Genomic DNA, 26,026 nt, shown 5'->3' with positions numbered 1-26,026 from the left:
ATGGGGACGTTACGGATTCGACAGGGATAGTTCGAGCTTGGGTTGCGAGCCGTAGGGGTCGTCTACGTTAAAACGCCAAAGCCAATAATAACTGGCAAAACTAACAATAACCTAGCTTTAGCTGCGTAATAGCACTTTAGCTGTTCCTCCCTCCATCGCCTATGTGGTAGGGTAAGGGACTCACTCTTAGTAGGCTACGCCGGAGTCCACCGTCTGAGGACAAAGGAAGAGACTAATCAGACTAGCTGCACGGACGCCCGTCGATAGGCAGAAGCTGTAGCGAATTTGCGAATATATCGACTACGCTCGTAGACGCTTAAGTGGCGATGTTTCTGGACGTGGGTTCGATTAGTTCATAGTCGCCTTATGTGGTAACACATAAGTGAAAATTTGGCTTTATCGGTGAAACCTAAGTCACATTCGTGTGATAAGGCAATGCCGAGCGGTATGTGGAGCAATCCAACAGCCGTGTATCGACTTATAGGCTGCCGAAGTCCGGTAGTACTAGGATGCGGAATCCTATCTCTCAGCAGATAAATTTACATTTCGCATAATACGCCAAAGGACCTGAAACTACAAGGTTCAAGATATAGTCAGTGCCATGTCGAAAGCATGGAAGTGCACGTCCCACCGTCTCCACCAAATACATATTTGGTGGTTTTTATTTTGAAAAATTATAATGATCTTTTGATAAAATAGAACCAGACTTCAATAAACAAAAGAGCCATGCTACTGCTTACAATCAGTAACATGGCTCTTAGCTATTCATCATCAAGTTCTTCTATTAATTTCTTCATTTCCGCAATTTCTTTCTTTTGGGTTTTGATAATGCCGTCGGCTAGCTTACGTACCCTTGGGTCGGAAATTTGGGCGCGTTCGCTGGTTAAGATGGCAATGGAGTGATGGGGGATCATTGCTTCCATATAATCCACATCGTCTACGAGCGTCTGACTGCGCAATAAGTAAAGTGAAAATAAGAAGACAACAATACTCCCTAGGATTATTCCGAGATTCATTTTGCGATTTGTCAGCATGTTTTGCATGAATAGTAGCATGATGACAGCCATCGATGCACCCATCAACACGGCCATATAGGCTCTTGTTTCACTGAAGAATATGTGATCAACCTTATAGGTATTCCAATACGTAAACAAATACATGACGACGGTAGATGTGAGGATCATACTACCAAATTTTTTATAGGCTTTCATAAAGATTTCACTCCTTTTCAGTTATAGCTTTCCATTTTTTATCTATAGTATTTGCAAAATAACGTTTTATTTATTAAAAACTACCCATTCAATCAGGGAATACTATCACCATCACTAAAATGTCTATCAAGTTATGTAGCGATTTCATAACAAAAACAGAGAATAATCCTTTTTTTAGTGATTTGCATTTAATTTGCACATTTACCGGGTAATGTATGAACACTACATAAATGGTGATGGTATTTAAGCTTAGCCTATTTATGTTCGTATGAATGACTAAGTAAAGGAGATGATTCTTTGTTAGAACTAATCGGCGAATCAGCCAAGACCTCCCTGGGGTACTTTTGGAAATCAGGATGGGCGTTTGTATTGGGATACTTGATCAGCTCCATGATCCAGGCATTTGTCCAAAAGGATAAGATGGTGAAGTATATGGGGAATGCGAGCTTGAAGTCCGTTGGTTTATCCTCGCTTTTCGGGGCGATCAGTTCATCCTGTTCCTTTGCGGCACTGGCTGCTGGGAGGAATTTATTTAAGAAGGGCGCACATTTCATCCCGACCTTAGCCTTTTTGTTTGCGTCTACCAACCTGGTGATCGAATTGGGTATCCTTATCTACATCTTCCTTGGTTGGCAGTTCGTAGTGGCAGAGATGGTCGGCGGTATTGCACTGATTTTAGTAACGTGGGTGTTAGTGAAACTCACTTTCCCAAAAAAATTGGTGGAAGAAGCAAGAGAACATGTTGAGGATGAGGATGATGAAAATGAAGAATTTGATTGGAAAGAGAAGATAAGATCCAAAGAAGGATGGCTTCAGGTCGGTCATGAATTCGTCATGAACTGGAAAATGGTGTGGAAAGAAATCACGATCGGTTTTACGATTGCCGGGATGATGGCCACCTTTGTATCGGAAGACACGTGGAAAAGCTTCTTTCTCGCAGATCAGCCCGACTCATTTTTAAAGGTGTTGGAGAATGCCCTCATAGGGCCGTTGGTAGCGATGTTGACTTTTATCGGATCCATGGGGAATATTCCAATTTCCACGATACTTGCATCCAGTGGGGTGGCATTCGCAGGGATCATGGCATTTATTTATTCAGATCTGGTCGTACCTCCCATTATTGCGGTTCATAAAAAATATTATGGATTAAAAACGGCCTTATATATTGCTGGAGTCTTTTACGTATCCATTATTTTAACAGCGCTTGGCATGCACTACGGCTTTACAGCTATGGGACTTCTTCCTGAAGATGCCAAGCAGGTCATGAATGAAGATCCGTTTAAGATTGATTATACGTTCTGGTTGAATATCGTCTTTGTGGTGGTGGCAGGTGTGTCCATCTACTTGAATAAATTGTTTAAACAATCCGATGCCCACTCGCACATGATGATGATGGAGGGAGATTCGAAGTTCAAGACGATCGTGACGTATTTATGCTTACTTTATTTAGTAGTAGGAACAATCTTGTTCATTTTTTAATAGGGTAAAGTCAGTAAAAGGGATGTCCAATCGGGACATCCCTTTTACTGTTCAAATTTCTTATGTTTACCCTGAGTTTATGCAGATTCTATGCAGAACAAAATAAACTTGTCGAAACAAATAAAAAAATGATTTTTCCGTTTAATGGCATTCTAACTGGATATAGTAATGTTGTAGTAACCAATAATTTTAAGGAGGAAGATAATATGTCACATGAAAAGTACCAATCTGCCATCCAAGCGCTTCATCAATGTATGGAGGCGTGTAACCACTGCTATGATGCTTGTCTAAAAGAAGAAGACATCAATATGATGAAAGAGTGTATCCGTTTGGACCGCGAATGTGCGGATATATGTGCATACTTAGAACAATCCTTAGTAAGGGGAACACCATTTGCAGCGGAACTTGCCCAAGTGTGTGCCGGTATTTGTGAAACATGCGGGGAAGAATGTAAGAAACATGATCATGATCACTGCCAGAAATGTGCCGATGCTTGCTTCAATTGTGCAGAAGAGTGTAAGAAAATCGCGTAAACAAAAAGGAGTGGAAACCGTTCAATTGGTCTCCACTCCTTATTAAATTCCCTACTTTGCAAGCTTTCCTTCATCCACAACTTCATTCCATGTCTCATCATTATCAGTCGATTGGAAGATATCATTGTTATAGGTCACGATCGTCCACTCATCAGAGCGTTCCGGGTTGGATGAGATATACATAATCGGATTATCTTGAGATAAGTCAGGAGTAGGGTAGGATTGAATTTTGTTTGAGTCAAGGTTCAACTCATATAATTGTATCTTTCCTTTTTCTATACTGGCGAAAAGCCCGGTCTTTTCCGTTAAGTAGATACTGGTTGTCGTTTGAGTATTCTCCACTTTTGTAAAGGAGTCTCCGCCATCTTGTGATACAAATACCCCATCTTTACTTGAGATAGCCAGCATCTCTTTTTTTGAAGGGTGAACCGCAATATTTCCGATTGAAGTAGAGTCGAACCCTTTCATATCAGCCTTCTTCCAATTTTCCCCTTCGTCCATGGAACGGTAAAGCCCTGTATCCATCTCCGAATTGGACTCTTGGTTGATCGCATAAAGGGCCTTGGATTGATAACCTGCCCCGAGATAATGAAAGTCGGTTTCCCCGTAAAAGGCCAACTTGTCCAATGATTTGCCGCCATCTGTACTTTTGACCAGTCCCAGGGGATTCTTTAGCTTTGATCCTTCTTCCGGATGCCCGCTGGAATAAAATCCATCTTTATACGGCTGAAAGCCCATATAATCGTGTTTTTCGCTATTTGTTTCATACCATGTGGAATCCTTGTATTTCATCAAACCATCATGAGTAGCAATGACCAATTCTCCTTTATTATTTGGGTAGCCCATTCCGTGAATGTGGTCGATGGTCTTATCTTCCGTTTTGACATAGGAATAATCCTCGTCTGTTGCAGAGCAGCCAGATACCATGATGGCTAATGAAGATACTAGAAAAAAAGTTTTTATATGTTTCATTGTTTATCCTGCTTTCTCATTATATTTTCCACTGATACCCGATCCCCCATATGGTTTTTAAATGATCTTCTATCGGGAACCCGGCTTTTTTTAATTTATCCCTCAGGTTTCTGATGTGTGAGTCTACAGTCCTGATGTCGGTTTTGGAATTGATATCCCACACCATCAGCAGGAGTTGTTCCCTCGTGTAGACTCGGTCTGTATTTTTCATCAGGGAGTGAAGGATGTTGTATTCTTTTAAGGTCAAGGAAAGAATTTGATTTTCATAGTTTAACGTGTAGGTATGACCATCTAATGTGAATCCGCCCCTGATGAGTTGTTGAGTCTCTTCGATTTGATCATAGCGCTTCTTTCTTCTGAAAAGGGCATTCACGCGTGCGACAAGTTCCTCTTCGTCAAAGGGCTTTGTAATATAATCATCCGCCCCGACGTTTAATCCCTTTACGATGTCATCCTTCTCGCCCCTTGCTGTCAACATGATGATTGGAACATGGGAGAACTCCCTGATTTTTTCACATGTCTGAAAACCGTTCAGTTCCGGCATCATAATGTCTAAAATGATTAGATCGACGGGATGCTGTTTCATATAGTGAATGGCGTCATAGCCGTTATTTTTCTTTACACAGGAATAATCGTATGGAGTGAGGTAAAGCTCCAATAGATTTAACATCCTTGTTTCATCATCGATTAATAATATGTTATTCACAGTCGACCCTCCAACCTTAAAGTATGATATTGATGGATGTTCCCTTATTTGGTTCACTTTCGATTGAAATCTCTCCACCGTGTGCTTCCACCAACTCCTTTACGATGGTTAAGCCGAGGCCGGAGCCGCCAAATTCCCTTGAACGAGATTTTTCTACCCGATATAAGCGATTAAATACTTGAGAGAGCTCGTCAGGCGGAATGCCTATACCCTGGTCTTTGATTGTCAGGCTCAGTTTACCCGGTATATGTTGACGGGCAATGACTGTCGTCGTTGAACCGGGCTTTGAATATTTTAAGGAGTTATCCAACAGGTTCATGATGATTTGCTCCAATCGAATTGGGTCCGCTTGGAACAAGAATTCTTCTGAAACAGACAGGTTCAGGTTCATCCCCTGACTTTTAAAGGCCGGCTTCATTTTGCTCATCATCTTATGGAAATAGGGGGATGATGAGATTTCCTCCCGATGTATGGAGAAGTTGTTCTCATCAATCTTGGCCAGTTCGAATAAATTCTCAATCAACGTGACAATGGTCTGCGATTCTTCCTTGATAATCGTTAAATACTCTTTTCTTTCAGATTCTGAAATTTCGTCACGAATGGCGACATTCGCATACCCGAGGACATACGTCAAGGGTGTCCTGAGTTCGTGGGAAATGGTAGCCAGAAATTCCGTGCGGTCATGTTGAATCGTTTCCAGATCATTTGCTAATGTTTGTATGGAAGTGGAGAGATCTCCAAGTTCGTCTTTCCCCAATTTGGGGAGCTTTACCCCAAAATGCCCTTTGCTTAATTCTTCAGTAGCCTTTTTCATTTTAATCAATGGTCGTGTCAACATTTTGGACAGGAGAAAATGAATACAGGCTAATATGATGAGACTCATGATTCCTGCAAGTAAAAAATGGCCGTTTAATTTATGAATTAAGTTCCGTAGCGGTGAGGCGCTTTTAAACATATAAACATAGCCTTCATCAGCGCCGTTTTTAAAAGAGGTGACGGTGGCTAAATAATTCACGTCTTTCCAGTTTGCTTCAATCACTCTTCCTTCTCGGGGTAAGGAATCCGGACTCTCATTGATTAATTCACGCATTCCATCCGTTAACTTCTTCGAGCCGATGATGACAGAATGATTCTCATCTGTAATGACAACCTCGGTTTCCGTTTTGGATTCCATGAGTGCGATATGGTGAAGGGTCGTATTGGTGTAGCGGTCCTCTAGTACGTCCCGGTGACTGTTCCCCCGGGATAGGATGGACTGAAATTCCTCCTGGATCCGGGAATCGATAATATTATCATGGAGGTAGAGCATCAATAATCCTTCCATGATGAAGACGGCTATAGTGAAGGCAGCTGCAAGTTTCGTTGAAATTTTATTCATAGAGACTCCCTCATTTATGATTTCTATTACCAGTGTAACGTGAAAATATGAAAAATGTATGCATAAAGACAGGTTTGTCGGGTTCTTTCCAAGGCATGATTCATTCTGTCGCATTTGTCACGAAAATATCACACTTCTACATATGTTCTCCATAGATTCTGCAATTTTGCAGGATAAAATTTAATAGATATCACTCGAAAGGTAGGTACGATCACGATGAAACATAGAAAAAAATCGTTTCTTTTCATTTTAATGGCCCTTCTTTTTCTGGGAGCTTGTTCAAATGATGAAGACGGGATGACGGAAGAAATGGACAGCATGGAGCATAGCGACATGAATCACTCTGGTTCAGAAGAGCTGCCAAAGAGTTTAATAGAAGCATCAAATCCGAGGTATGAAGTAGGAAGTAAAGCCATCATTAAAGATGATCACATGGCAGGGATGAAGGATGCGGAAGCTACTATATCAGGTGTTTATGATACTGTCGTCTACACCGTTACCTACACACCGACCACGGGTGGAGAAAAGGTGAAGAACCATAAATGGGTCATTCATGAAGAGTTGAAAGATTTCGGAGATCAACCGTTTAAACCAGGAGATGAAGTGGTCTTGGATACCGATCATATGAAAGGAATGAAGGGAGCGACGGCAACGATTGATTCAGCAGAAGAAATGGCCGTTTATATGGTGGATTACACACCAACCACAGGTGGAGAACAAGTGAAAAATCATAAATGGGTCACAGAAAGCGAATTATCCCCAGTTGAATAATAAATCAGAAAAAAGAGATGGCCATTGGTTCATCTCTTTTTATAACAGTCAACAGGTAAATACGTTTATAGAAATTAGCGAGTGGTACAGAATAAAAATGTCACCTAGCCATTCAATAACTGCCCATTTTAAAAAAATCCAATCAAATCAGTTGACCAAAATCGATTACAGTTGTAAACTATAAATATAAATCGATTACAAATGTAAACGAATGGAGGGATATCATTGCCCGAAGAAGAAAAACCGGAAATCACAGATTCTGAATGGGAAGTCATGAGGGTCGTCTGGACACTGAAAGAAGTGACCAGTAAGGAGATCAGTTCCGTCCTGCAGGAAAAGAAAGAGTGGAAGCCGGCAACAACCAAAACCTTTATTGGTCGTCTGGTCAAAAAAGGGATGCTCACAACGGAAAAAATCGGCAACCGGTTCATCTACAGGGCAGGTGTCAGTGAAGAAGAAAGTCTTAAGACACTGAAGTCAGGATTGTTCACCCATATATGCAGCAGGGCAGTTGGAAAGACGATTGCTGATCTGATTGATGAAGCCACCCTGAGTCACGAAGATATTGCTCTGCTAGAACAGGCTTTACAATCCAAAAAGGAAAACGCTGTCGACTACATCGCATGTAATTGCGTACCCGGCCAGTGTACCTGTAAAAAAGATCACGGCATGAACTGCCAACATTAAAAAAATCACAAGGAGTGTTGAAAAATGGAAAAAACATTATTAAACGTATCAGGAATGACATGTGGAAACTGTGTGAAAAAGGTAGAAGGCGTATTAAATGAACTGGACGGTGTGGAAAAAGCGAAAGTCGATCTTGAAAATGGAGCGGCAAAGGTGAAGTATGATGAAACGAAGCAGACTCCAGACAGCTTAAGTAAAGCCGTGTCTGATGCGGGGTACGAAACAGAACCAGCGAAATAAAGGTGGTTGGGACAATGACGGAAAAAACAGTAAGCATTGAAGGGATGACATGTGCCTCATGTTCTCAGGCGGTTGAGAAAGCAACGAAGAAATTGGCCGGTGTTGAACAAGCAAGTGTGAACCTTGCAACGGAGAAACTCAATATTGTCTATGATGAGAATGAACTTTCATTGGAAGAGATCAAAAAGGCTGTAGATGACGCAGGTTATAAAGCGGTCACGGAAATGGAAAAGAAGACATTCAGCGTGACGGGCATGACCTGCGCATCCTGTGTGCAATCCGTGGAAAAGGCAACAAGAAAGCTCGATGGAGTCAAGGAATCGACTGTCAACATGGCGACAGAGAAAATGGTCATTGAGTACGATCCTGCCGTCGTCACCGTGTCCGATATCAAGGGGGCGGTCTCAGAAGCCGGATACGAAGCACACGAGGACGCTGATGCAGAAGATACAGTGGACCAAGACAGGGATAAGAAAGAGCAGCACATCAAGACGATGTGGAAACGCTTTTGGGTTTCAGCCGTATTTACAGTGCCCCTGCTTCTGGTTTCCATGGGCCATATGTTCGGAATGCCTCTACCCGAGGCCATCGATCCGATGGTTAATCCGTCTGGATTTGCCTTACTTCAACTGGTTCTTACGGTTCCCGTCATGATGATGGGTAAACCATTCTTCAGCGTAGGGTTTAAGACACTTGTGAAACGGCATCCCAACATGGATTCATTGGTTGCCTTGGGGACCGGAGCTGCCTTCTTTTACAGCTTATTCGCTACCATCATGATCATAGCAGGCAGTGAAGGCTATGCGCAGAATCTCTATTTCGAATCGGCAGCCGTCATTCTCACCCTCATTACATTGGGGAAATATTTTGAGGCTCTTTCGAAAGGGAAAACGTCTGAAGCCATCAAAAAACTGATGGGGCTTGCCCCTAAAACAGCGACTGTCGTAAGAGATGGAGAAGAAGTCGAGATTTCGGTGGAAAAAGTGGCAGTCGGAGATATCATCATCGTAAAGCCGGGTGAAAAAATCCCCGTTGATGGAGTGGTGACTGAAGGAAAGACCTCCGTCGATGAAGCGATGCTGACAGGGGAGAGTATCCCTGTTGAGAAAACCAGCGGCTCGAACGTCATCGGTGCAAGCATTAATAAAAATGGTACTATCCGATACGAGGCTACCAAAGTAGGGAAGGATACGGCATTATCGCAAATCATCAAGCTGGTAGAAGAGGCTCAGGGTTCAAAAGCTCCGATCGCCAAAATGGCGGATATCATTTCAGGTTATTTTGTTCCTATCGTCATCGTTCTAGCCATTCTATCTGGAATCGCCTGGTATATAGCAGGGGAATCAGGTCTGTTCGCCTTTACAATCGCGATTTCGATTCTCGTCATCGCCTGTCCTTGTGCACTGGGACTCGCGACACCAACGGCCATTATGGTCGGTACGGGGAAAGGCGCGGAAAATGGTGTATTGATCAAAAGCGGTGGTGCCCTTGAAACGACACATAAAATCGAAACCATCGTGTTTGATAAAACCGGCACCATCACTGAAGGAAAGCCAGTGGTGACAGATATTGTCACGTCAGAATCCATTTCAGAAGAAGAACTCCTGATTCTTGCTGCTTCTGCTGAAAAGGGATCTGAGCATCCACTGGGAGAAGCGATTGTCCGGGAGGCAGAGGAGAGAGGACTCTCCCTCCGCAAGACTGCCTTCTTTGATGCCATTACAGGTCAGGGAATCGAAGTGACGGTAGACGGAGAGGATCTGTTGCTTGGAAACCGCAAGCTGATGGATGAAAATGATGTCGAAGTCGGTGAATTGGCGGAAGTATCGGACCGGCTCGCTGCCGAGGGTAAAACACCGATGTACATCTCCATTGAAGAGGAAATCGCGGGTATCATTGCAGTAGCCGATACGGTGAAAGAAACGAGTATTGGAGCGATTGAAAAGCTTCACAAAATGGGACTCCAAGTGGCAATGATCACGGGAGACAACAAGCGGACGGCGGAGGCCATCGCAAAAAAAGTCGGTATTGACACGGTCCTCAGTGAAGTCCTGCCGGAAGATAAAGCAAATGAAGTCAAGAAGCTGCAGGAGGGCGGCAGGAAAGTGGCGATGGTCGGAGACGGAATCAACGACGCGCCTGCCCTTGCTCAAGCGGATATCGGGATTGCCATCGGTTCCGGTACGGATGTAGCCATGGAGTCTGCGGACATCGTCCTGATGCGAAGTGACCTGATGGACGTACCGACAGCCGTTGAATTAAGTAAAGCGACCATTCGGAATATCAAGCAGAACCTTTTCTGGGCATTTGGCTATAACATCCTTGGCATTCCTGTTGCCATGGGGATCCTTTATCTGTTCGGAGGGCCGTTACTCAATCCGATGATCGCCGGGGCCGCCATGAGCTTCAGTTCCGTATCCGTTCTCTTGAACGCCCTTCGCCTGAAAGGGTTTAAACCTTCCGGGATGTAGTTCTTTACAAAAAGGAGCTGATTGACAAGATGAGTAATAACCTGACATTAGAGCTTTACACCCGACCCACCTGTTCAGATTGTCAAGCGGCAAAAGAATATTTAAATGAACAGGAGATCGACTATGTTCATAAGAACGTAGGTGAAGAGGATAGGTATGAAAAAGAACTCAAAGAGATTGTGGGTTCAAGGATCGTGCCTTCCTTTGTCTTTTACGAGAAAAGTCTATTCGGGAAGAAAAAGCTTGTAAAGAATTTAATTGGATTTGAGAATAATAAAGAGGAAATTCAGCAGTTATTAGGGTTGAAATGACTTCAACCGTTCCATCATCTAAAACAAAGATGATGGAGAATCCAACCATATCAGATATGTCCTGTTGATTGACAGGGGGTATCTGATTTTTTTCTTTCTCCATTTTATTTGCACATTTACGGGGAAATAGAAAGGTGATTCTGGTTATAAAAAAGGGGGAATCTTATCAATTTGAGAGAAAAGATTGTTTTTGTAGATACCTCATTGGGTATAAAGAGAGTATAAGTATAAAGGAGATGATTCTATGATGAACGGTGGAGGAATGGGCGCAGGTTTCTTTGGAACTGGCTTTCTTTTTATCATATTAATAGTAGCGATTGTTGGCATATTCATTTGGATGATGAGGGGGAAGAACCCGGGGCAGTCTAGTCATTCAACTCACCATCATAATCATCATTCATTAGGACTGCTGAAGGAGCGTTTGGCAAAAGGAGAAATCACGGAAGAAGAATATGAGCGGCTCAAACGGAAAATAGATGAATAAATGAATGGTATGAGATTTTTCCGGAACTTGGGTGTTAGAAAACTTCAAGTGAGAAAAAAGGGGAGACAGCTATGAATAGAAAGGTCATTGGCTCTATGCTCATTATCGGATTAGTGGGAATCGGAATCATCGTGTTCCTTCAATCACCTTGGTATAGAAGTGGAGATTTGAGTTTACCAAAGGAAGTGAAAGGTGGAGAAACGAGTATTCTGGAAGTGAGTGCGCAAGAAAAAAAGGATCATCCAGTTAAGAAATTCGTTCTGACTGCAGAGGAAAAACAGTGGAACATCAGTGAGGATAAAAAGGTATCTGCCTGGACCTATAATGGTACAGTGCCAGGAGAATCTCTCCGTGTCACAGAAGGTGATGTTGTACAAGTAAAGCTTGTGAACGAGTTGGACGTACCGGTGACAATTCACTGGCACGGGGTCCTTTTACCGAACAAAATGGATGGCATTCCAGGGTTGACCCAGGATGCCGTTCAACCTGGCGAAAGTTTTACGTATGAATTCGTCGCGAATGATGCAGGCACGTATTGGTACCATTCCCATCAACAAAGCTCTATACAGGTTGACAAAGGTTTATATGGATCACTCGTTGTCGAAGAAAAGGAAAAAGAGTATAAGATGGATGAAGTGTTCATCCTGGATGAGTGGTCAGTAGATCAAGAGAGAGAGGATATCTCCAATATGGGAGGTATGATGATGGGAGCGATGTCCGGAGACGGTGAAGCGGATACGAAACAAATGTACGATACCTTTACCGTGAACGGAAAAGCGGGAAGAGCGATCGAGCCGCTTACGATGGAAGCGGGTGAAAAAGCGAGATTGAGATTTGTTAATGCCGGATACCAGGAGCATCGCTTGGTTTTCCCGAAAGGGTCAATGAGAGTCATAGCAAATGATGCAGAACATGTGGTGTCTGAAGACCACGAATCCAATGTTCTTGAAATAGCCCCTGGAGAACGAATGGATGTGGAATTTACGAAGCCTGAAAAGGAAACGGTATTTATCGGTCAGGAACAGAGTGTAGAAAATGCGGAAGATATGATCATCCCGGTCGTTTCCGAGAGAAATCAAAATCGACATCAGGGCGCCACACTCGCTAAAGAAGCAGGTGTGGCGAAGGGGATTTCATATGGGAGCGAGAAGCCTATTTTCGGAGAAATTCCTGAACCGGATGTTACCTACGACATGGACCTAAGTATGGGGATGTCAATGGGAGAAGGCATGTCATTTCAAATTAACGATGAAACCTTTCCAGATACACCACCTATCCATGTAAAAGATGGGGACATCGTTAAGGTCACACTTAGAAATAATGGCAGGATGAATCATCCTATGCATTTGCATGGCCATCGCTTTCAAGTGAACTCGAAGAATGGAAGGGAATTTGAAAAGCCGATCGTCAAAGATTTAATTCATGTAAAACCCGGAGAGGAATATGTTATTTATTTTAAAGCGGATAATGTTGGAGAATGGTTATTTCATTGCCACGATAACAATCATGCCGCCAGGGGAATGGTGACGATCGTGGACTATGAAGGCGTCTACTCCCCGTTTGATTTAGGTGGTGAAAAAGAAAACCAACCGAACTGAAAATGGATGATAAGAGCGTGTTTTCATACTTCAGAGATAAAAGATGCTTACGATTAAAATTCTCCTGACATAATGATATGATTTCGAAATCTGTTCATATTTTATAAAAATATAGATGATAATATTCTAAATAATCAACCTATAAAACGCTCTCAATGTTATTCTCAGATAACTTTGAGAGTTATTTTTTTGTCCCTTGAGAAATTCTTTCCAACATTGTTACCGTTCTGTGAATAAAATGCGTCGAAATTTCGAAAATCTGTTTAAAAATGCAGTTATTAAGGGTACGTGTTTAGAGAATTTGATAGTATAGGTCTACGAGAGTAAATTCTACATAAAGGAAGGTGATTTCTTTTGTTTAATAAATTTAAACCGTATTTAATTGTTTTAATAAGTCTCATTTCGTTATTTTTCATCATTATATTCAGTACTGATAGCGAATTAATCATCCTCGATCCTAAAGGACCGGTCGGAGCCGTCCAAAAAGATCTGATTATGTTATCGATATACTATATGATTGCCATTATGGTTGTTGTTCTCGGTTTCTTTACGATCATCTTGTTCAAGTATCGAAGCAGTAAGAAGAATAGTGACTATAAGCCGGATATGCACGGAAGTACTTTCCTTGAGATTATTTGGACACTCATTCCCGTCCTGATCGTCATCGCATTATCCATTCCGAACACAAAAGCCCTTTATGAATTAAGAGACGCACCGGAAGCGACCTCTCATAAGGATCCAATCGTGATCCATGCGACGGCTGTCGATTGGAAATGGATCTTCAGCTATCCTGAAGAAGGAATCGAAACGGTCAACTATGTGAATGTTCCTGAAGATCACCCAATTCTATTCAAGGTAACAGCGGCAGATTCCATGGCTTCATTCTGGGTACCTCAAATCGGCGGTCAGATCTATGGAATGCCTGGTATGGTCAATGACTTATATCTGCAGGCTGATGAGCCGGGCACGTATGATGGAAGGAATTCAAACTTCACCGGTGAAGGAATGACGCACCAAACGTTTGATTTCGTTGCCATGAAACAAGACAAATATGAAGATTGGGTCGAAGATGCTCAATCGAACGAACCGAAATTGACGGAAGACACGTATGAAAAACTGATGCTTCCTGAAACGGTTGATAAGATGACATTCTCTTCCACTCACTTAGAGTTCGTCGATCATGGGAAGAACTCTGAATACGCCATGGCCATCCGTCAGAAATATGGCCTTGATACGACAGTTGGCGGCGCGGATAAAGACGCTATGAGTGTTCATGGGCAAATGCACATGGATGGTCATGGTGACATGGAAGATATGGAAGGTCACGAAGACATGGACCAGGATGATATGAAAAAAGATGAAGATAAAGAAGACGACCATGAAGATCATGGCAGTCACGAGCATTAAGAAAGGAGGACTTTAAATGTTTGATTTTATTAAGGATAATCTTATCCTCAACGATCCGTTGATCATAGGAGCCAACATTTCGATCGCTTTCACCGTAGTCGCAATCGTTGCAGTCCTCACCTACTTTAAAAAGTGGAAATGGCTGTGGAACGATTGGATCACAAGCGTTGATCATAAAAAAATCGGGATTATGTATATCCTGGCAGCACTTGTCATGCTCTTCCGCGGAGGGGTCGATGCCCTTTTGATGAGGGCACAATTGACGGTGCCGAATAACTCATTTTTGACATCTGAGCACTATAATGAAATCTTTACGACTCACGGTACAATCATGATCCTGTTCATGGCGATGCCGTTCTTACTTGGATTGATGAACGTGGTCGTTCCTTTGCAAATTGGTGCAAGGGACGTAGCATTCCCTTATTTGAATAACCTAAGCTTCTGGTCATTTATGTTCGGGGCAATCCTTTTCAATATTTCTTTCGTATTCGGTGGATCACCGAACGCAGGTTGGACGAACTACGCACCGCTTGCGATCGAAGGTAGTCCTGGACCGGGTATTAACTATTACCTCTTAGGTCTGCAAATATCGGGTATCGGTACGTTACTCACAGGGATCAACTTTGTCGTCACCATCATTAAGATGCGTGCACCAGGCATGACGCTTCTTCGCATGCCAATGTTTACATGGACAACGCTGATCACGGCATTCATCATCGTATTCGCATTCCCGATTTTGACTGTCACATTAGCTCTAATGACATTTGACCGTTTATTCGGTTCCCACTTCTTCACGCTTACGGATGGTGGTAACCCGATGCTCTGGTCAAACCTGTTCTGGCTATGGGGGCACCCGGAAGTATATATCGTTATATTACCGGCCTTCGGGATTTTCTCAGAAATCATTGCTACTTTTGCAAGAAAAACACTATTTGGTTATAAATCTATGATTATCTCACTTGTTGCGATCTCTGGACTAAGCTTTGTTGTTTGGGTCCATCACTTCTTTACGATGGGCGGAAGCGCAGCAGTGAACAGTGTATTCTCGATTTCAACGATGGCGATTGCCATACCGACGGGAATCAAAATATTCAACTGGTTAGGTACCTTATTTAAAGGGAAGATCGAATTTACTGTACCGATGTTATGGTCTGTTGCGTTCATCCCGACATTCCTTATCGGTGGGGTAACAGGGGTTATGCTTGGAATGGCTGCGGCCGACTTCCAATATCACAATAACTACTTCCTGGTTGCTCACTTCCATTACACATTGATTGCCGGTGTTGTATTTGCCTGCTTCGCGGGACTTGCATACTGGTATCCTAAGATGTTTGGTCATAAGATGAATGAACGAATCGGACGATGGGCTTTCTGGTTATTCTCCATCGGATTCAATCTTTGTTTCTTACCTCAGTTCGTATTAGGATTTGCAGGTATGCCAAGACGTGTATACACGTATGGTCCTGAAGATGGCTGGACAGCATTGAATGTAATTTCTTCTGTCGGAGCTTTCGGAATGGGAGTAGGATTCATGGTACTCGTTTATGGTATCTATTACAGCTACCGTTTTGCAGAGAGAGAAACAACAGGTGACGCGTGGGATGGACGTACCCTTGAATGGGCAACAAGTTCAGCAATCCCGCCTCATTACAACTTTGCACACGTTCCTGAAGTGAAAAGTCATGATGCATTTTATGATATGAAGCAAGAAGGAAGAAAGATGGTTCCTGACAACTTCGAATATCAACCGATTCACATGCCAAGCAATGCAGGGACACCTTTCATCATGTCCGCGCTGTTCTTCGTCGCAGGATTTGGTTTAGTATTTGAACTGTTCTGGATGGCGATAGCAGCACTTGTCGGGATCTTCGGATGCATGGCATTCCGTTCAATGATGTCCCACAAACAGGATGAAGGCTATTATGTAAGTGTGGAAGAAATCGAAAAGACTGAAAATCCGTATAAGAGGGAGGCGTGAGCATGGCACATAGTACGAATATAGATCCAAACACGCCACTTGAATATCAATCCGATATCGGGAAACTGAACATCTTCGGATTCTGGGTTTTCCTTGGTGCGGAAATCGCATTATTTGCCACTATTTTCGCAACGTTCTTCGCTTTGAAGGCAGGCACCATGGGTGGCCCGCTTCCAAGTGAAGTGTTTGATATGAAGAATACGATCATCATGACGTTGCTCCTGTTAATCAGTAGTTTCACGTCGGGTTTATCAATAAATGAATTAAGAAAACGAAATGTCAAATCCATGATGGTCTGGCTGATCATCACATTATTATTTGGACTCGGATTCCTCTACATGGAAATCACGGAATTCATCCATTTGGTCCATGAAGGGGCAGCCATGGGTACGAATGCATTCTGGTCATCCTTCTATCTACTGACCGGGACGCATGGTCTCCACGTATCAGTAGGGATTCTATGGATCCTTCTGGTCATGTTCCAAGTGAAGCAGCGGGGATTGAATCCTGATACCGCTAAAAAACTATTTGTATCAAGCTTGTACTGGCACTTCCTGGACTTTGTCTGGATCTTCGTGTTCACAAGCGTGTACTTACTAGGGATGGTGGGATAATGTCACAACATTCGAATCATAATGGATTGCCTTGGACTCAGATCATTGGTTTTATTCTTTCGATCGCTTTAACGTTCCTAGCCGTCTGGTTTGGACTTTATACGAATCTTTCATATGGACTGATTGTATCGATCGTATTCGTTCTGGCGTTCATCCAGGCCGCTATCCAGCTCTTCATGTTCATGCACGTAAACGAAGGTGAAGGCAGATGGCAGGTTGGGAAAATGATGTCAGCCGCATTCATCGCGATTGTCATCGTTGCCGGTTCTGTCTGGGTATTGAGCAATATGCATTAATAGAGAAAAGAAGCTGATGGGAATTCCCATCAGCTTCTTTTTATGATTATCTTTCGTTATCTTCGTAATTAAATTGCCACTGAATACCGAACTTATCGGTGACTTGACCGTACAGCTTGCTCCAGAAGGTTTCCTGAAGCTCCATGTCAACCTTCCCGCCTTCTTTTAACTTGTGGAAACGGGATGTCAGCTTTTCAGTATCGGCACTTACAAGAGCCAGGGTGATATTATTTCCTTCTACAAAAGGCATATTTGGAAATACATCTGAAAACATGACATCACTGCCATCGATGGAGAGTCTTGTATGTAGGACCAGATTTTTTGCCTCTTCAGGAAGAGGGTAGTCAGGATGTTGAGGTGCCTCAGCGAATGTCATGATTTTTGGTGGTTCTGTTTCAAATACTTCTGCATAATACTCTGCCGCTTCCCGGCAATTGCCATTGAAATTCAGATAAACATTGACCGACATGTACATCACTCCTAATTTGAAATGGGCATTCGCTTATATTGTATCACTTTCACCACATATTGCAGGGTTGTTTTTAGATTAATCAAAAAATAAAATACAGACCCGATCCCCGAGTAGGGTCATCGGATCTGCTCCAGTTGATTATGTGGATTTTAACTCCTTTAATACATTATATCCGAACAATAATACTCCGACTGTAGTCAAGACGCCTCCTGTTGCAATGACCGGTACGACCGCTTCATTCCCAAGAACAAAAAGGAATAAGCCAATCATCATCAACGGTAATCCAACGTTGTGAATCCAGAAATGAGCTTTGGCCAATTTCGTCGAAGATACGGCAGGAAATAAGTGATAAATGATACCTGCAAGTGTCAGGGCGGTCCATCCCAATAAGTTGATGTGAACATGAACCGGGGCAAGGGTGTAGTCATGGACCATCGACATATACAGCCCGATACATACGCCGATCATAAAGTAAACGACTGAAATTTTAATCAGTTTGATACCCATTTTATTCCTCCTCCTTTTCACTCGTATTATATGAGTATTTAGACCCGTGTAGAACGTTCTATCATGATGCTATTCCAATAAAAAAGCACTTCGTTTTCTAAGTTAAGGGGAACACAATGAAAGCGTTTTTTTAGAATTTTTGAAATTAATGGTTTTGTCCCTAAATCGTTGCCTACTTACACTCTAATTGATAGAATCATCAATTAGAGACAGCTAATCCAAATATGGGGAGTAGAGAAATGATAAACGTCACAAGTGGATTTAGAATAGAAAAAGATTTTCTCGGGGAAAAAGAAGTACCTGAGGATGTTTACTATGGAATACAAACTCTGAGGGCCGTGGAGAACTTCCCGGTCACTGGTTATAAAATTCATAAAGAAATGATCGATGCCCTGGCAGTCGTAAAGAAAGCGGCAGCGCTTGCCAATATGGAAACCACCCGTCTTTATGACGGAATCGGTCAAGCCATCGTCCAGGCATCTGATGAGATACTCCAAGGGAAGTTTCATGAATTCTTTATCGTCGATCCGATTCAAGGCGGTGCAGGTACATCCATCAACATGAATGCCAATGAGGTTATCGCCAATCGTGCCCTGGAACTCATGTCCCATCGCAAAGGGGAGTATGGGAAAGTAAGCCCGAACAGTCATGTCAATATGTCACAGTCAACGAATGACGTTTTCCCGACAGTCATCCATATTTCAACCCTGAAATTGCTAGAAAAGCTTCTGGGCACGATGGAGCATATGCTGAATGCCTTTAAACAAAAAGCCCAGGAGTTCGATCACGTCATAAAAATGGGACGTACCCATCTGCAGGATGCGGTTCCGATCCGTCTTGGACAAGAATTTGAAGCGTACAGCAGAGTAGTGGAGCGTGATATTAAACGTATCGGACGCACCAGGGATCATCTCTATGAAGTGAATATGGGAGCGACCGCTGTAGGTACCGGGTTAAACGCGGATCCTGTTTATATTAAGAGTGTTGTCAAGCACCTGGCTGATATCAGCGGGCTACCGTTAACAGGGGCTGAACATCTGGTAGATGCGACACAAAATACCGACGCCTACACAGAGGTTTCGGCTGCATTGAAGGTTTGTATGACGAACATGTCCAAAATAGCCAACGATCTGCGTTTGATGGCTTCAGGGCCACGTGCCGGATTGGGTGAAATTTCACTTCCATCCCGGCAGCCGGGTTCTTCCATCATGCCGGGGAAAGTGAATCCCGTCATGCCGGAACTGATTAATCAAGTAGCCTTCCAGGTCATGGGGAATGATCAGACCATCTCGCTGGCATCGGAAGCCGGTCAGCTTGAACTGAACGTGATGGAGCCTGTACTCGTATTCAATCTCCTTCAATCCATCAGCATCATGAACAATGCGTTCAGAAGCTTTACGGACAATTGCCTTGTGGGGATTGAAGCGAATGAAACGCGTATGAAGGAATATGTGGAAAACAGTGTAGGGATCATTACCGCGGTGAACCCTCACTTAGGATATGAAGTCGTATCCCGCATTGCCAGGGAAGCCATTTTAAAAGGGAAATCGGTCAGGGAGCTTTGCCTTGAGTATGATGTCCTGACAGAAGAAGAGCTTGATCTGATCCTGAATCCGTTTGAAATGACGAATCCGGGAATTGCGGGCCGTATGCTGTTTGATCGACAGTAAATCGATGATAGGTAGAGAAACCTTCTTTTCTATTTAGAAGAGGGTTTCTCTTTTTTATTTTTCAGGTTTACCTCAAAGGCTTTAGCTCGAGGAGGCTCACCGCTAGCTTCGCTGTAATCTACCACCACTCGCTTTATACAATGGCAACAATGTTTAAAAGGTATTGCCTTTAAAAGGTAATAATGTATATTTATTAATAATTTATATATTATTATCCATCTAATTAAGTATAAATACTTATCGTTAATAGCTTATAAGATACCTATTTCCTATGTATAATGATAGATATATACAGGGGGGGAAGTGAAACCATGTCTATCGGCAGAATCATCTATTATCATCGAAAGAAACAAAGTAAAACACAAGAACAGCTTTGTAAGGGGATATGTTCAACCACTCATTTAAGTAAGATTGAAAATAGTTCCAAAGAGGGGAATCTGGAAACCTTAGAATTACTTTGTAAACGACTCGGTGTATCGATCGAAGAGGAAACGGCGAAAACACTGTATTTAAAACGTCAGTTAGTCCAATTCTATGAAGCAATTGAAAGACTTCATCGCGATCATGCCGAAAGACTGTATCAGGAGTTAGAAAAGCATAGAGATTATATTCAATGTACGGAAATGGTTTACTTATATGAACTTTACATGCTTCGATATCTATTATTCACGAATAGTCCAACCGATTATGAACGGGCTTCTCTAGGATTAAAAAAGAATATGAGCAAATTCTCATCATTTGAAAAATACTTATGGGAGTTCTTTCAAGGGATTTATTATGGTCAGAAACAACAATACTCTAAGGCGATTGCCATCTTCGATAAAATTGAGGATAAAGCCGATCTTTATAGCGATAAAGTGACAGATTATCATTATTACAAAGCCGCAAATCACGGGTTATTGAAGCATTTCACATTGTCCCTTCATTACTCGCACAAGGCTTTGAGAATCTTCCAAAACACTGGGAATATACTGAGGATTCTCCATGTAAAGATAGGGTTATCGGCTAACTTGATTTATATTAACGATTTTGAACGTGCAGAAGACTTGCTGCATACAGCCTTGAACGATGCAGAAATGTTGAAGGATAACGAATCGAAAATTACTGCTCTTCATAATTTCGGTCTGTTAAACAGAAGAAAAGGAAGTCTACAAAAATCGCTGGACTATTTCTCCCAGTCGCTCAAGTTAAAGAAGAAACACACAATGAGCTATTACGGTACATTGGTAGAATTGGTCCAAGTGTTGCTGGATCTGGAAGAGAGTGAGAGGGCAATCACTCTTTTACAGGAGAATTTAAGAGATTTTAAAGAACAAGATTCCATTAAATATATTGAATTAATGGTGGTATACTTAGATGCAATCAAGGATGACAAACGTCTTTGCGATTACTTGATCGACCGTGGTCTGCCAGTGATGAAACAATATGATCTATATAAGTCAGCAACCTTCTCGGAGCGATTGGCGGCATATTTTAAGGAAAAGGGAGACCTGGTTTCTTCCAACGAATATCTGCAATTATCCAATGAACTATTAAAAAAGCTGATCTTTAATCATAATGAACCAATTTAAATGAAAGATGTAAACAAGCAGCCATTTCAGGTTGCTTGTTTTACGTTATCATGAAATTTCCGTGGGGATATTATCCCTTTTCGAATAGTAGGATATACCTGTTTAGTTAAGAGGAAAAATAACTTTATAGGTACAATGACTACTTCAAGAAAAACTTTCCCAACATCCGAGCTTTCCTGACGTCCCTGGTTCGTTGAATTGAACCATGAAATGGATAAGAATTTGAGAGATTTGCTTATAAATATAAAGAATTTTCCCAATTAACAGTATTGATCAAGAGAGATAGAATACAAGTTGTAAACATTTCTGTGCCACGGATGAATATTAGAGGGGGAAGAGTATGAATAAGAAGCGCTCAGCTAAGATCTTGACGGTTGCACTGGCTACAAGTCTATTAGGAACATCTGGAATTCCATTTAATGTTATGGCAGAAAGTGCACCTAGTACGTCTAAGTTCACACAGGTAAAAGATGTAGAAAAAACATTGATGAATCTAACCGATGAGCAAAGAAATGCTCTCAAACAGATAGAAGCGAGACCGGATTTTGAAATCGCTCCGAATATCAATACTGAAAGTGAAGGGCTTGTTGATGTCATCGTTGAATTTGAACAGGCACCTGCAAAGGTTGAAGTGATGAAGCAGGCGGCTAAGGGAGTCCGTATGACTACTAAAGCAGCTGCTGTGAAGGTAGAGAAATCCCACAGTGAATTTAAACAAACATTCAATTCTATGAAAAATAAAAAGAGTGCAAGTCCTGGATTACAAGAGGCGAAAATCACGAAAGAATATCGTTCTGCCATCAATGGTGTCGCAATGTCCATTCCAGGAAATGAGATTGAAAGTTTACTGGATTCCGGGGTCGTGAAACGGGTATGGAAAGATGAAGTCGTTCAGCTTGACCTACCGGAAATGGAAGGGGAAGCTTCTACATCTAAAATGATGGATAGTATCCCTCAGATCAATGTGGACAAGCTTCATGATGAAAACGTAACAGGGAAAGGCATTAAAGTTGGGGTTTTGGATACAGGAATTGATTATAACCATCCAGATTTAAAAGATGTATACAAAGGCGGATATGATTTCGTTGATAATGATAGTGACCCGATGGAAACTACATATGAAGATTGGAAAAAATCCGGTTTACCTGAAATCAATCCGAATTCTGGATCTGCTTATTATACGGAACACGGAACACATGTATCAGGAACGATCGCCGGGGACCAACAAAACTCAGTGGATTATGCCGTAAAAGGGGTAGCACCGAATGTGGATCTTTATGGCTATCGTGTACTTGGACCCTATGGATCCGGAGCGACAGCAGGGGTCCTTGCAGGAATCGACAAAGCCATAGATGACGAAATGGATGTCATCAACCTTTCTTTAGGAGCGTCAACGAACGATCCATTATATCCAACCTCTGTAGCAGTGAACAACGCCATGCTATCGGGAGTGGTGACAGTCGTGGCGGCAGGAAACAGTGGGCCGGAAGAAGGAACACTTGGAGCTCCAGGTGCAGCGGCCCTAGGCATTACGGTTGGGGCAAGTGATTTTGACATGGATATCCCTACCTTCCAATCCATGAGTGTAAATGGTGAAACATTTGAGAATGTTTTATTACTGGGGAAGAATTTTTCAGATGATTTAACCACTCTTGAAAATCAGTCCAAACAAGTGGTTTTTGCTGGACTTGGATATGAAGATGATTTCGAAGGGAAAGATCTAACTGGTAAAATTGCTTTGATTCAACGTGGGGAAATTGCCTTTGTGGAGAAGATGAAGCATGCAAAAGAAGCCGGGGCAGAAGCTGTAATCATCTACAATAATATAGACGGACAGATTCAGGCTTATCTGGGAGAAGGAGCAGACTTTATCCCGACCTTCCGTATGACTAAAGAGGACGGAGAACGTTTAAAAGGATTAGGAGATAACGCTTCCATTACGTTCGGGGATTTAGCGACTGTTCAAACAGAGGGGGACAACCTGGCCAGCTTCAGTTCAAGGGGACCTGTAAATGGCAGCTATGATATCAAACCGGATGTTGTGGCACCTGGAGTAGCGATCTTCTCCACCATTCCAGAATATATCAATAGCCCGGAAGAAGGGGTAGACTATTCTGCAGCATATGCACGTCTTCAGGGAACCTCCATGGCAACACCTCATATTGCTGGTGTGGCGGCCCTGATCCTTTCAGAGCATCCTGAGTATACCCCATTTGACGTGAAAGAAGCACTAATGAATACAGCAGAAGACTTAAAGGGTGACGTATCCGTATACGAACAGGGAGCGGGACGTGTGGATGCCTATGATGCGGTACATGCCGATGTTTCCATCAAAGTGATGGGTAAAACCAAAACTCTAAATGAAAACGGTGTAGAGGTAGAAATTGATGAAGAGACGGCATCCATCTCTTTCGGAAGTCACTACAAGGATGACGATGGAATTAAAGCAGACAGCAGGATGATCATTGAGAACAGTGGCGTAGAAGAAAAGTCTTTCAAGGTAGAAGTCGAATACCATGGTGAACGTACAGGCATCAAGGATTCAGCTGCAAACGGCATTGTGTTAGACGTTCCGACGAATGTAGCAATTGGCGCAAACTCTTCGAAAGAGATTTCACCAACAATCACGGTTCCGGAAGATGCAGAAGAAGGCCGTTATGAAGGATATATTCACCTAACGAATGCAAGCGATGCGAGTGAAACGTATCAGGTTCCATTTGCGATTCGAGTCACAGGAAAAGGGTTCGACTATATTGAAACAGACCGACCAGCATTAGCAAATAATACACCTAAGTGGCAGTATTACAATCCATTTATCTCAGCAATATTTCAAATGAAGAACCCGCTGACGAGGATAGACATTGTAATTAAGGATGGAAAATCAGGTGAGGCGATTGGATTCATAGCTTCCCTCACACAAGCGAATGCAAAGGCTGACTTCAGGTATTACATTCCTGCTGTATTTGCTGGAGTCGTTTATCCATTTACCAATGACGAACAAAACCCGATATCAGATCAATACATTGATTTGCCTGAAGGGGATTATGATATGGAGTTCATTGGGTATGATGAAGAAGGGAAAACGTATACGATCGACACACCTGTCATCGTGGATAATTCAAAACCTCAAGTGACATTTGATAAAGCTCCTGGTGTGTATGAAATCAATGAAGATATGTACACAGAAGAGTTTGGAAAGACAGCATTCTGGCTCCACGGGAATGTGCAGGATGAAACAGTGGATGTCTTGGAATCAAAAGGAATGAATTATGATCAATCATCAAACAGATTTTTTATAGCAACTGGCATCCGTCCATACTACAATTGTTGTTTCCCTTCAGCGGATTCAGAAGGGGATACTCAGTTTGGAATCGAACCTTCTGATATTGCAGATGGACCATTAAGATTAAGTTTAGCCGGTGCTGATATTGCAATGAATGTCAATTACCAACATTATGTCTTCTTACAAGAGGGCACTGAATATGTAACATCTGATTACAACAAGAAAGAAGTTGGGTTAGACGATACTGTGACCATGACGCTGAGTTTGAATAACGTGAAAGATTTTATCTCCGGGGAGTACACCATTCAGTATAAAGGAGAAATGTACTCATTCGAATCGGCAAAGCTGAATGAAGGGTTTAAAGTCTATGCCGAAGAAAAAGGACTTCAGGCATCCCTTCAGGATCCGGTAGTAAGCGGTACCGGATATTACCAGACCGTTACGTTGGGAGCTGGATTGAATGGGGAAGGGTACTCTGGTTTGAATGGAGATATGCCTGTCGTGGACGTAACGTTCAAGGTCACTCAAGATGATTGGTTCTATGGAGATGACAAAATGGATGTCACAAAGTCAAGCTACACAAAGGCCGGTGAAGATGCTGCCGTAACACTTCCATATTACAGCACGTCATCCTATAACTTCGTGTCCAAACATTCAAGGATCGAAGGGAATATTAAACCAGAAGCATTTTTGAAGAAAAGTTTCAGCGGCAATCTACTATTACCAAATGGTGTAGCTCAAAATATTGGAGCGAAGGTATATGCTCTATCACCGGATGGTGAAAAATATGAAGGCAGCATTGCTGCAAATGGAAAATACACAATTTACGGTGTGCCGGCTTCCCTTGAGACATACAAGGTCGTTGTGGAAATCCCAGGCCATGTAAAGACTTATTCGCCATTCATTCCTGGATTTGAATTGAAAGGCGAAGAGTATGGCAGGTTCGTTTCAGCAGGAACCAAAATCAGTCTTGCTGGAGATGTAAACAGCGATAGCTTGATCGACATCAAAGATGTTCGTGATATTGTTGAGTACTACGGCAACGAAAACCCTGAGATTCAAACCTACGACCTGAATCAGGATGGAGTAGTAAACGAGACGGACGTTCGATTCATTGAAAAGAACTTCTTAACAAAAGGACCGGATGCGCCTAAAGGGAAAGCACCTAAAGAAACGAACGGTAAAAAAGATCTGGCTTATTATTTGAATTTGATGGGATTAGAGCCAACTGAATAACAGTAGGCATGAACCCACAAAAGGGAAAGAAATGTTCATGACATTTCTTTCCCTTTTTTTATTCCCAATGAATAGTTAATTTTTAAAATGAGGAAATCAGGAAGGTGAGTCTAATTTCATAAAATGAATTCTTTTGCGATCCTCCGATGTT

The 26,026-nt window shown here is 42.4% G+C and carries 22 protein-coding genes and 1 other RNA gene; 17 read left to right on the top strand and 6 right to left on the bottom strand.

The features are described from left to right. The first annotated feature begins 10 nt into the window (after nucleotides 1–10). Nucleotides 11–351: a transfer-messenger RNA gene (ssrA, locus tag SLH55_RS12555) on the top strand. 410 nt (nucleotides 352–761) lie between these two features. Here the strand turns inward: ssrA and SLH55_RS12550 are convergent. Next, a complete protein-coding gene (locus SLH55_RS12550; RefSeq protein ID WP_219166032.1) occupies nucleotides 762–1,211 on the bottom strand; it encodes a DUF305 domain-containing protein in 450 nt (149 codons plus the stop codon). Nucleotides 1,212–1,508: 297 nt separating this feature from the next. Between SLH55_RS12550 and SLH55_RS12545 the strand changes: the two genes are divergently transcribed. Together SLH55_RS12545 and SLH55_RS12540 are read left to right on the top strand one after the other, a co-directional pair. Then, complete coding sequence (locus SLH55_RS12545) at nucleotides 1,509–2,690, top strand: permease (protein ID WP_219166034.1); 1,182 nt, start codon at nucleotides 1,509–1,511, stop codon at nucleotides 2,688–2,690. A 206-nt stretch (nucleotides 2,691–2,896) separates the two neighbouring features. Continuing rightward, nucleotides 2,897–3,223, top strand: a complete 327-nt coding sequence (locus tag SLH55_RS12540; RefSeq protein WP_219166035.1) for a four-helix bundle copper-binding protein — start codon at nucleotides 2,897–2,899, stop codon at nucleotides 3,221–3,223. 51 nt (nucleotides 3,224–3,274) lie between these two features. On the opposite strand, the gene SLH55_RS12535 is transcribed toward SLH55_RS12540, so the two are convergent. From SLH55_RS12535 to SLH55_RS12525, 3 genes are read right to left on the bottom strand one after another with little or no spacing between them, the layout of a single operon-like run. Next, nucleotides 3,275–4,195: a F510_1955 family glycosylhydrolase gene (locus SLH55_RS12535; RefSeq protein WP_320323561.1), complete on the bottom strand. Its 921-nt coding sequence runs from the start codon at nucleotides 4,193–4,195 to the stop codon at nucleotides 3,275–3,277. A 19-nt stretch (nucleotides 4,196–4,214) separates the two neighbouring features. Beyond that, complete coding sequence (locus SLH55_RS12530) at nucleotides 4,215–4,901, bottom strand: response regulator transcription factor (protein ID WP_219166039.1); 687 nt, start codon at nucleotides 4,899–4,901, stop codon at nucleotides 4,215–4,217. 16 nt (nucleotides 4,902–4,917) lie between these two features. Next, on the bottom strand, nucleotides 4,918–6,279 hold the full coding sequence (locus SLH55_RS12525) for an ATP-binding protein (RefSeq protein ID WP_219166041.1): 1,362 nt from the start codon (nucleotides 6,277–6,279) through the stop codon (nucleotides 4,918–4,920). Between the two features lie 216 nt (nucleotides 6,280–6,495). Here SLH55_RS12525 and SLH55_RS12520 point away from each other — a divergent pair, with 216 nt between their 5' ends. From SLH55_RS12520 to qoxD, 11 genes are all read left to right on the top strand, one after another. Further along, nucleotides 6,496–7,050, top strand: a complete 555-nt coding sequence (locus SLH55_RS12520) for a YdhK family protein (protein WP_219166043.1) — start codon at nucleotides 6,496–6,498, stop codon at nucleotides 7,048–7,050. A 225-nt stretch (nucleotides 7,051–7,275) separates the two neighbouring features. Further along, on the top strand, nucleotides 7,276–7,737 hold the full coding sequence (locus tag SLH55_RS12515; protein ID WP_219166044.1) for a CopY/TcrY family copper transport repressor: 462 nt from the start codon (nucleotides 7,276–7,278) through the stop codon (nucleotides 7,735–7,737). Between the two features lie 24 nt (nucleotides 7,738–7,761). Then, nucleotides 7,762–7,977 carry a heavy-metal-associated domain-containing protein gene (locus tag SLH55_RS12510; RefSeq protein ID WP_219166046.1) on the top strand — a complete coding sequence of 72 codons (216 nt, stop codon included), beginning with the start codon at nucleotides 7,762–7,764 and terminating at the stop codon, nucleotides 7,975–7,977. 14 nt (nucleotides 7,978–7,991) lie between these two features. Continuing rightward, nucleotides 7,992–10,448 carry a heavy metal translocating P-type ATPase gene (locus tag SLH55_RS12505; RefSeq protein WP_320323560.1) on the top strand — a complete coding sequence of 819 codons (2,457 nt, stop codon included), beginning with the start codon at nucleotides 7,992–7,994 and terminating at the stop codon, nucleotides 10,446–10,448. Nucleotides 10,449–10,477: 29 nt separating this feature from the next. Beyond that, nucleotides 10,478–10,759 (top strand): glutaredoxin family protein, encoded by a 282-nt coding sequence (locus tag SLH55_RS12500; protein ID WP_320323559.1) that lies wholly within the window; start codon nucleotides 10,478–10,480, stop codon nucleotides 10,757–10,759. 244 nt (nucleotides 10,760–11,003) lie between these two features. After that, nucleotides 11,004–11,243, top strand: a complete 240-nt coding sequence (locus SLH55_RS12495; protein ID WP_219166052.1) for an SHOCT domain-containing protein — start codon at nucleotides 11,004–11,006, stop codon at nucleotides 11,241–11,243. A gap of 71 nt (nucleotides 11,244–11,314) precedes the next feature. Then, complete coding sequence (locus SLH55_RS12490) at nucleotides 11,315–12,841, top strand: multicopper oxidase family protein (RefSeq protein WP_320323558.1); 1,527 nt, start codon at nucleotides 11,315–11,317, stop codon at nucleotides 12,839–12,841. A 354-nt stretch (nucleotides 12,842–13,195) separates the two neighbouring features. Continuing rightward, a complete protein-coding gene (gene qoxA / locus SLH55_RS12485; RefSeq protein ID WP_320323557.1) occupies nucleotides 13,196–14,248 on the top strand; it encodes a cytochrome aa3 quinol oxidase subunit II in 1,053 nt (350 codons plus the stop codon). A gap of 16 nt (nucleotides 14,249–14,264) precedes the next feature. Next, the gene (gene qoxB, locus SLH55_RS12480; RefSeq protein WP_320323556.1) at nucleotides 14,265–16,226 is read left to right on the top strand and encodes a cytochrome aa3 quinol oxidase subunit I; all 1,962 of its coding nucleotides are present in this window, start codon (nucleotides 14,265–14,267) and stop codon (nucleotides 16,224–16,226) included. 2 nt (nucleotides 16,227–16,228) lie between these two features. Further along, nucleotides 16,229–16,840 carry a cytochrome aa3 quinol oxidase subunit III gene (qoxC, locus tag SLH55_RS12475; protein WP_219166060.1) on the top strand — a complete coding sequence of 204 codons (612 nt, stop codon included), beginning with the start codon at nucleotides 16,229–16,231 and terminating at the stop codon, nucleotides 16,838–16,840. Then, nucleotides 16,840–17,136 (top strand): cytochrome aa3 quinol oxidase subunit IV, encoded by a 297-nt coding sequence (qoxD, locus tag SLH55_RS12470; RefSeq protein ID WP_219166061.1) that lies wholly within the window; start codon nucleotides 16,840–16,842, stop codon nucleotides 17,134–17,136. Before qoxC ends, qoxD begins: the two co-directional genes overlap by 1 nt. A gap of 46 nt (nucleotides 17,137–17,182) precedes the next feature. Here qoxD and SLH55_RS12465 read toward each other — a convergent pair whose 3' ends face one another. Both SLH55_RS12465 and SLH55_RS12460 read right to left on the bottom strand, forming a co-directional pair. Beyond that, a complete protein-coding gene (locus SLH55_RS12465) occupies nucleotides 17,183–17,605 on the bottom strand; it encodes a VOC family protein (protein WP_219166063.1) in 423 nt (140 codons plus the stop codon). 141 nt (nucleotides 17,606–17,746) lie between these two features. Then, the gene (locus SLH55_RS12460) at nucleotides 17,747–18,115 is read right to left on the bottom strand and encodes a cytochrome-c oxidase (RefSeq protein ID WP_320323555.1); all 369 of its coding nucleotides are present in this window, start codon (nucleotides 18,113–18,115) and stop codon (nucleotides 17,747–17,749) included. Between the two features lie 239 nt (nucleotides 18,116–18,354). Here SLH55_RS12460 and aspA point away from each other — a divergent pair, with 239 nt between their 5' ends. From aspA to SLH55_RS12445, 3 genes are all read left to right on the top strand, one after another. Continuing rightward, nucleotides 18,355–19,785: an aspartate ammonia-lyase gene (gene aspA / locus SLH55_RS12455; protein ID WP_320323554.1), complete on the top strand. Its 1,431-nt coding sequence runs from the start codon at nucleotides 18,355–18,357 to the stop codon at nucleotides 19,783–19,785. Nucleotides 19,786–20,096: 311 nt separating this feature from the next. Beyond that, entirely contained in the window at nucleotides 20,097–21,356 is a 1,260-nt protein-coding gene (locus SLH55_RS12450) for a helix-turn-helix transcriptional regulator (RefSeq protein WP_219166069.1), read from the top strand. A 340-nt stretch (nucleotides 21,357–21,696) separates the two neighbouring features. Beyond that, nucleotides 21,697–25,875, top strand: coding sequence for a S8 family serine peptidase (locus tag SLH55_RS12445; protein WP_219166071.1), 4,179 nt, complete (start codon nucleotides 21,697–21,699; stop codon nucleotides 25,873–25,875). The last annotated feature ends 151 nt before the right edge of the window (nucleotides 25,876–26,026 follow it).

Source organism: Rossellomorea sp. YZS02, assembly GCF_033963925.1.
GTDB lineage: Bacteria > Bacillota > Bacilli > Bacillales > Bacillaceae_B > Rossellomorea.
The sequence above is the reverse complement of the archived record's forward strand: the minus strand, read 5'-3'. Positions and strand labels throughout refer to the sequence as shown.

What these genes read in the sequence shown, in the direction of transcription:
- SLH55_RS12535 (WP_320323561.1), bottom strand. Translation starts at nt 4,195, where the DNA reads ATGAAACATATAAAAACTTTTTTTCTAGTATCTTCATTAGCCATCATG.
- SLH55_RS12510 (WP_219166046.1), top strand. Translation starts at nt 7,762, where the DNA reads ATGGAAAAAACATTATTAAACGTATCAGGAATGACATGTGGAAACTGT.
- SLH55_RS12465 (WP_219166063.1), bottom strand. Translation starts at nt 17,605, where the DNA reads ATGTCGGTCAATGTTTATCTGAATTTCAATGGCAATTGCCGGGAAGCG.
- SLH55_RS12505 (WP_320323560.1), top strand. Translation starts at nt 7,992, where the DNA reads ATGACGGAAAAAACAGTAAGCATTGAAGGGATGACATGTGCCTCATGT.
- SLH55_RS12490 (WP_320323558.1), top strand. Translation starts at nt 11,315, where the DNA reads ATGAATAGAAAGGTCATTGGCTCTATGCTCATTATCGGATTAGTGGGA.
- SLH55_RS12450 (WP_219166069.1), top strand. Translation starts at nt 20,097, where the DNA reads ATGTCTATCGGCAGAATCATCTATTATCATCGAAAGAAACAAAGTAAA.
- SLH55_RS12500 (WP_320323559.1), top strand. Translation starts at nt 10,478, where the DNA reads ATGAGTAATAACCTGACATTAGAGCTTTACACCCGACCCACCTGTTCA.
- SLH55_RS12540 (WP_219166035.1), top strand. Translation starts at nt 2,897, where the DNA reads ATGTCACATGAAAAGTACCAATCTGCCATCCAAGCGCTTCATCAATGT.
- SLH55_RS12520 (WP_219166043.1), top strand. Translation starts at nt 6,496, where the DNA reads ATGAAACATAGAAAAAAATCGTTTCTTTTCATTTTAATGGCCCTTCTT.
- SLH55_RS12495 (WP_219166052.1), top strand. Translation starts at nt 11,004, where the DNA reads ATGATGAACGGTGGAGGAATGGGCGCAGGTTTCTTTGGAACTGGCTTT.
- SLH55_RS12460 (WP_320323555.1), bottom strand. Translation starts at nt 18,115, where the DNA reads ATGGGTATCAAACTGATTAAAATTTCAGTCGTTTACTTTATGATCGGC.
- SLH55_RS12445 (WP_219166071.1), top strand. Translation starts at nt 21,697, where the DNA reads ATGAATAAGAAGCGCTCAGCTAAGATCTTGACGGTTGCACTGGCTACA.
- qoxD (WP_219166061.1), top strand. Translation starts at nt 16,840, where the DNA reads ATGTCACAACATTCGAATCATAATGGATTGCCTTGGACTCAGATCATT.
- qoxB (WP_320323556.1), top strand. Translation starts at nt 14,265, where the DNA reads ATGTTTGATTTTATTAAGGATAATCTTATCCTCAACGATCCGTTGATC.
- SLH55_RS12550 (WP_219166032.1), bottom strand. Translation starts at nt 1,211, where the DNA reads ATGAAAGCCTATAAAAAATTTGGTAGTATGATCCTCACATCTACCGTC.
- SLH55_RS12525 (WP_219166041.1), bottom strand. Translation starts at nt 6,279, where the DNA reads ATGAATAAAATTTCAACGAAACTTGCAGCTGCCTTCACTATAGCCGTC.
- qoxC (WP_219166060.1), top strand. Translation starts at nt 16,229, where the DNA reads ATGGCACATAGTACGAATATAGATCCAAACACGCCACTTGAATATCAA.
- aspA (WP_320323554.1), top strand. Translation starts at nt 18,355, where the DNA reads ATGATAAACGTCACAAGTGGATTTAGAATAGAAAAAGATTTTCTCGGG.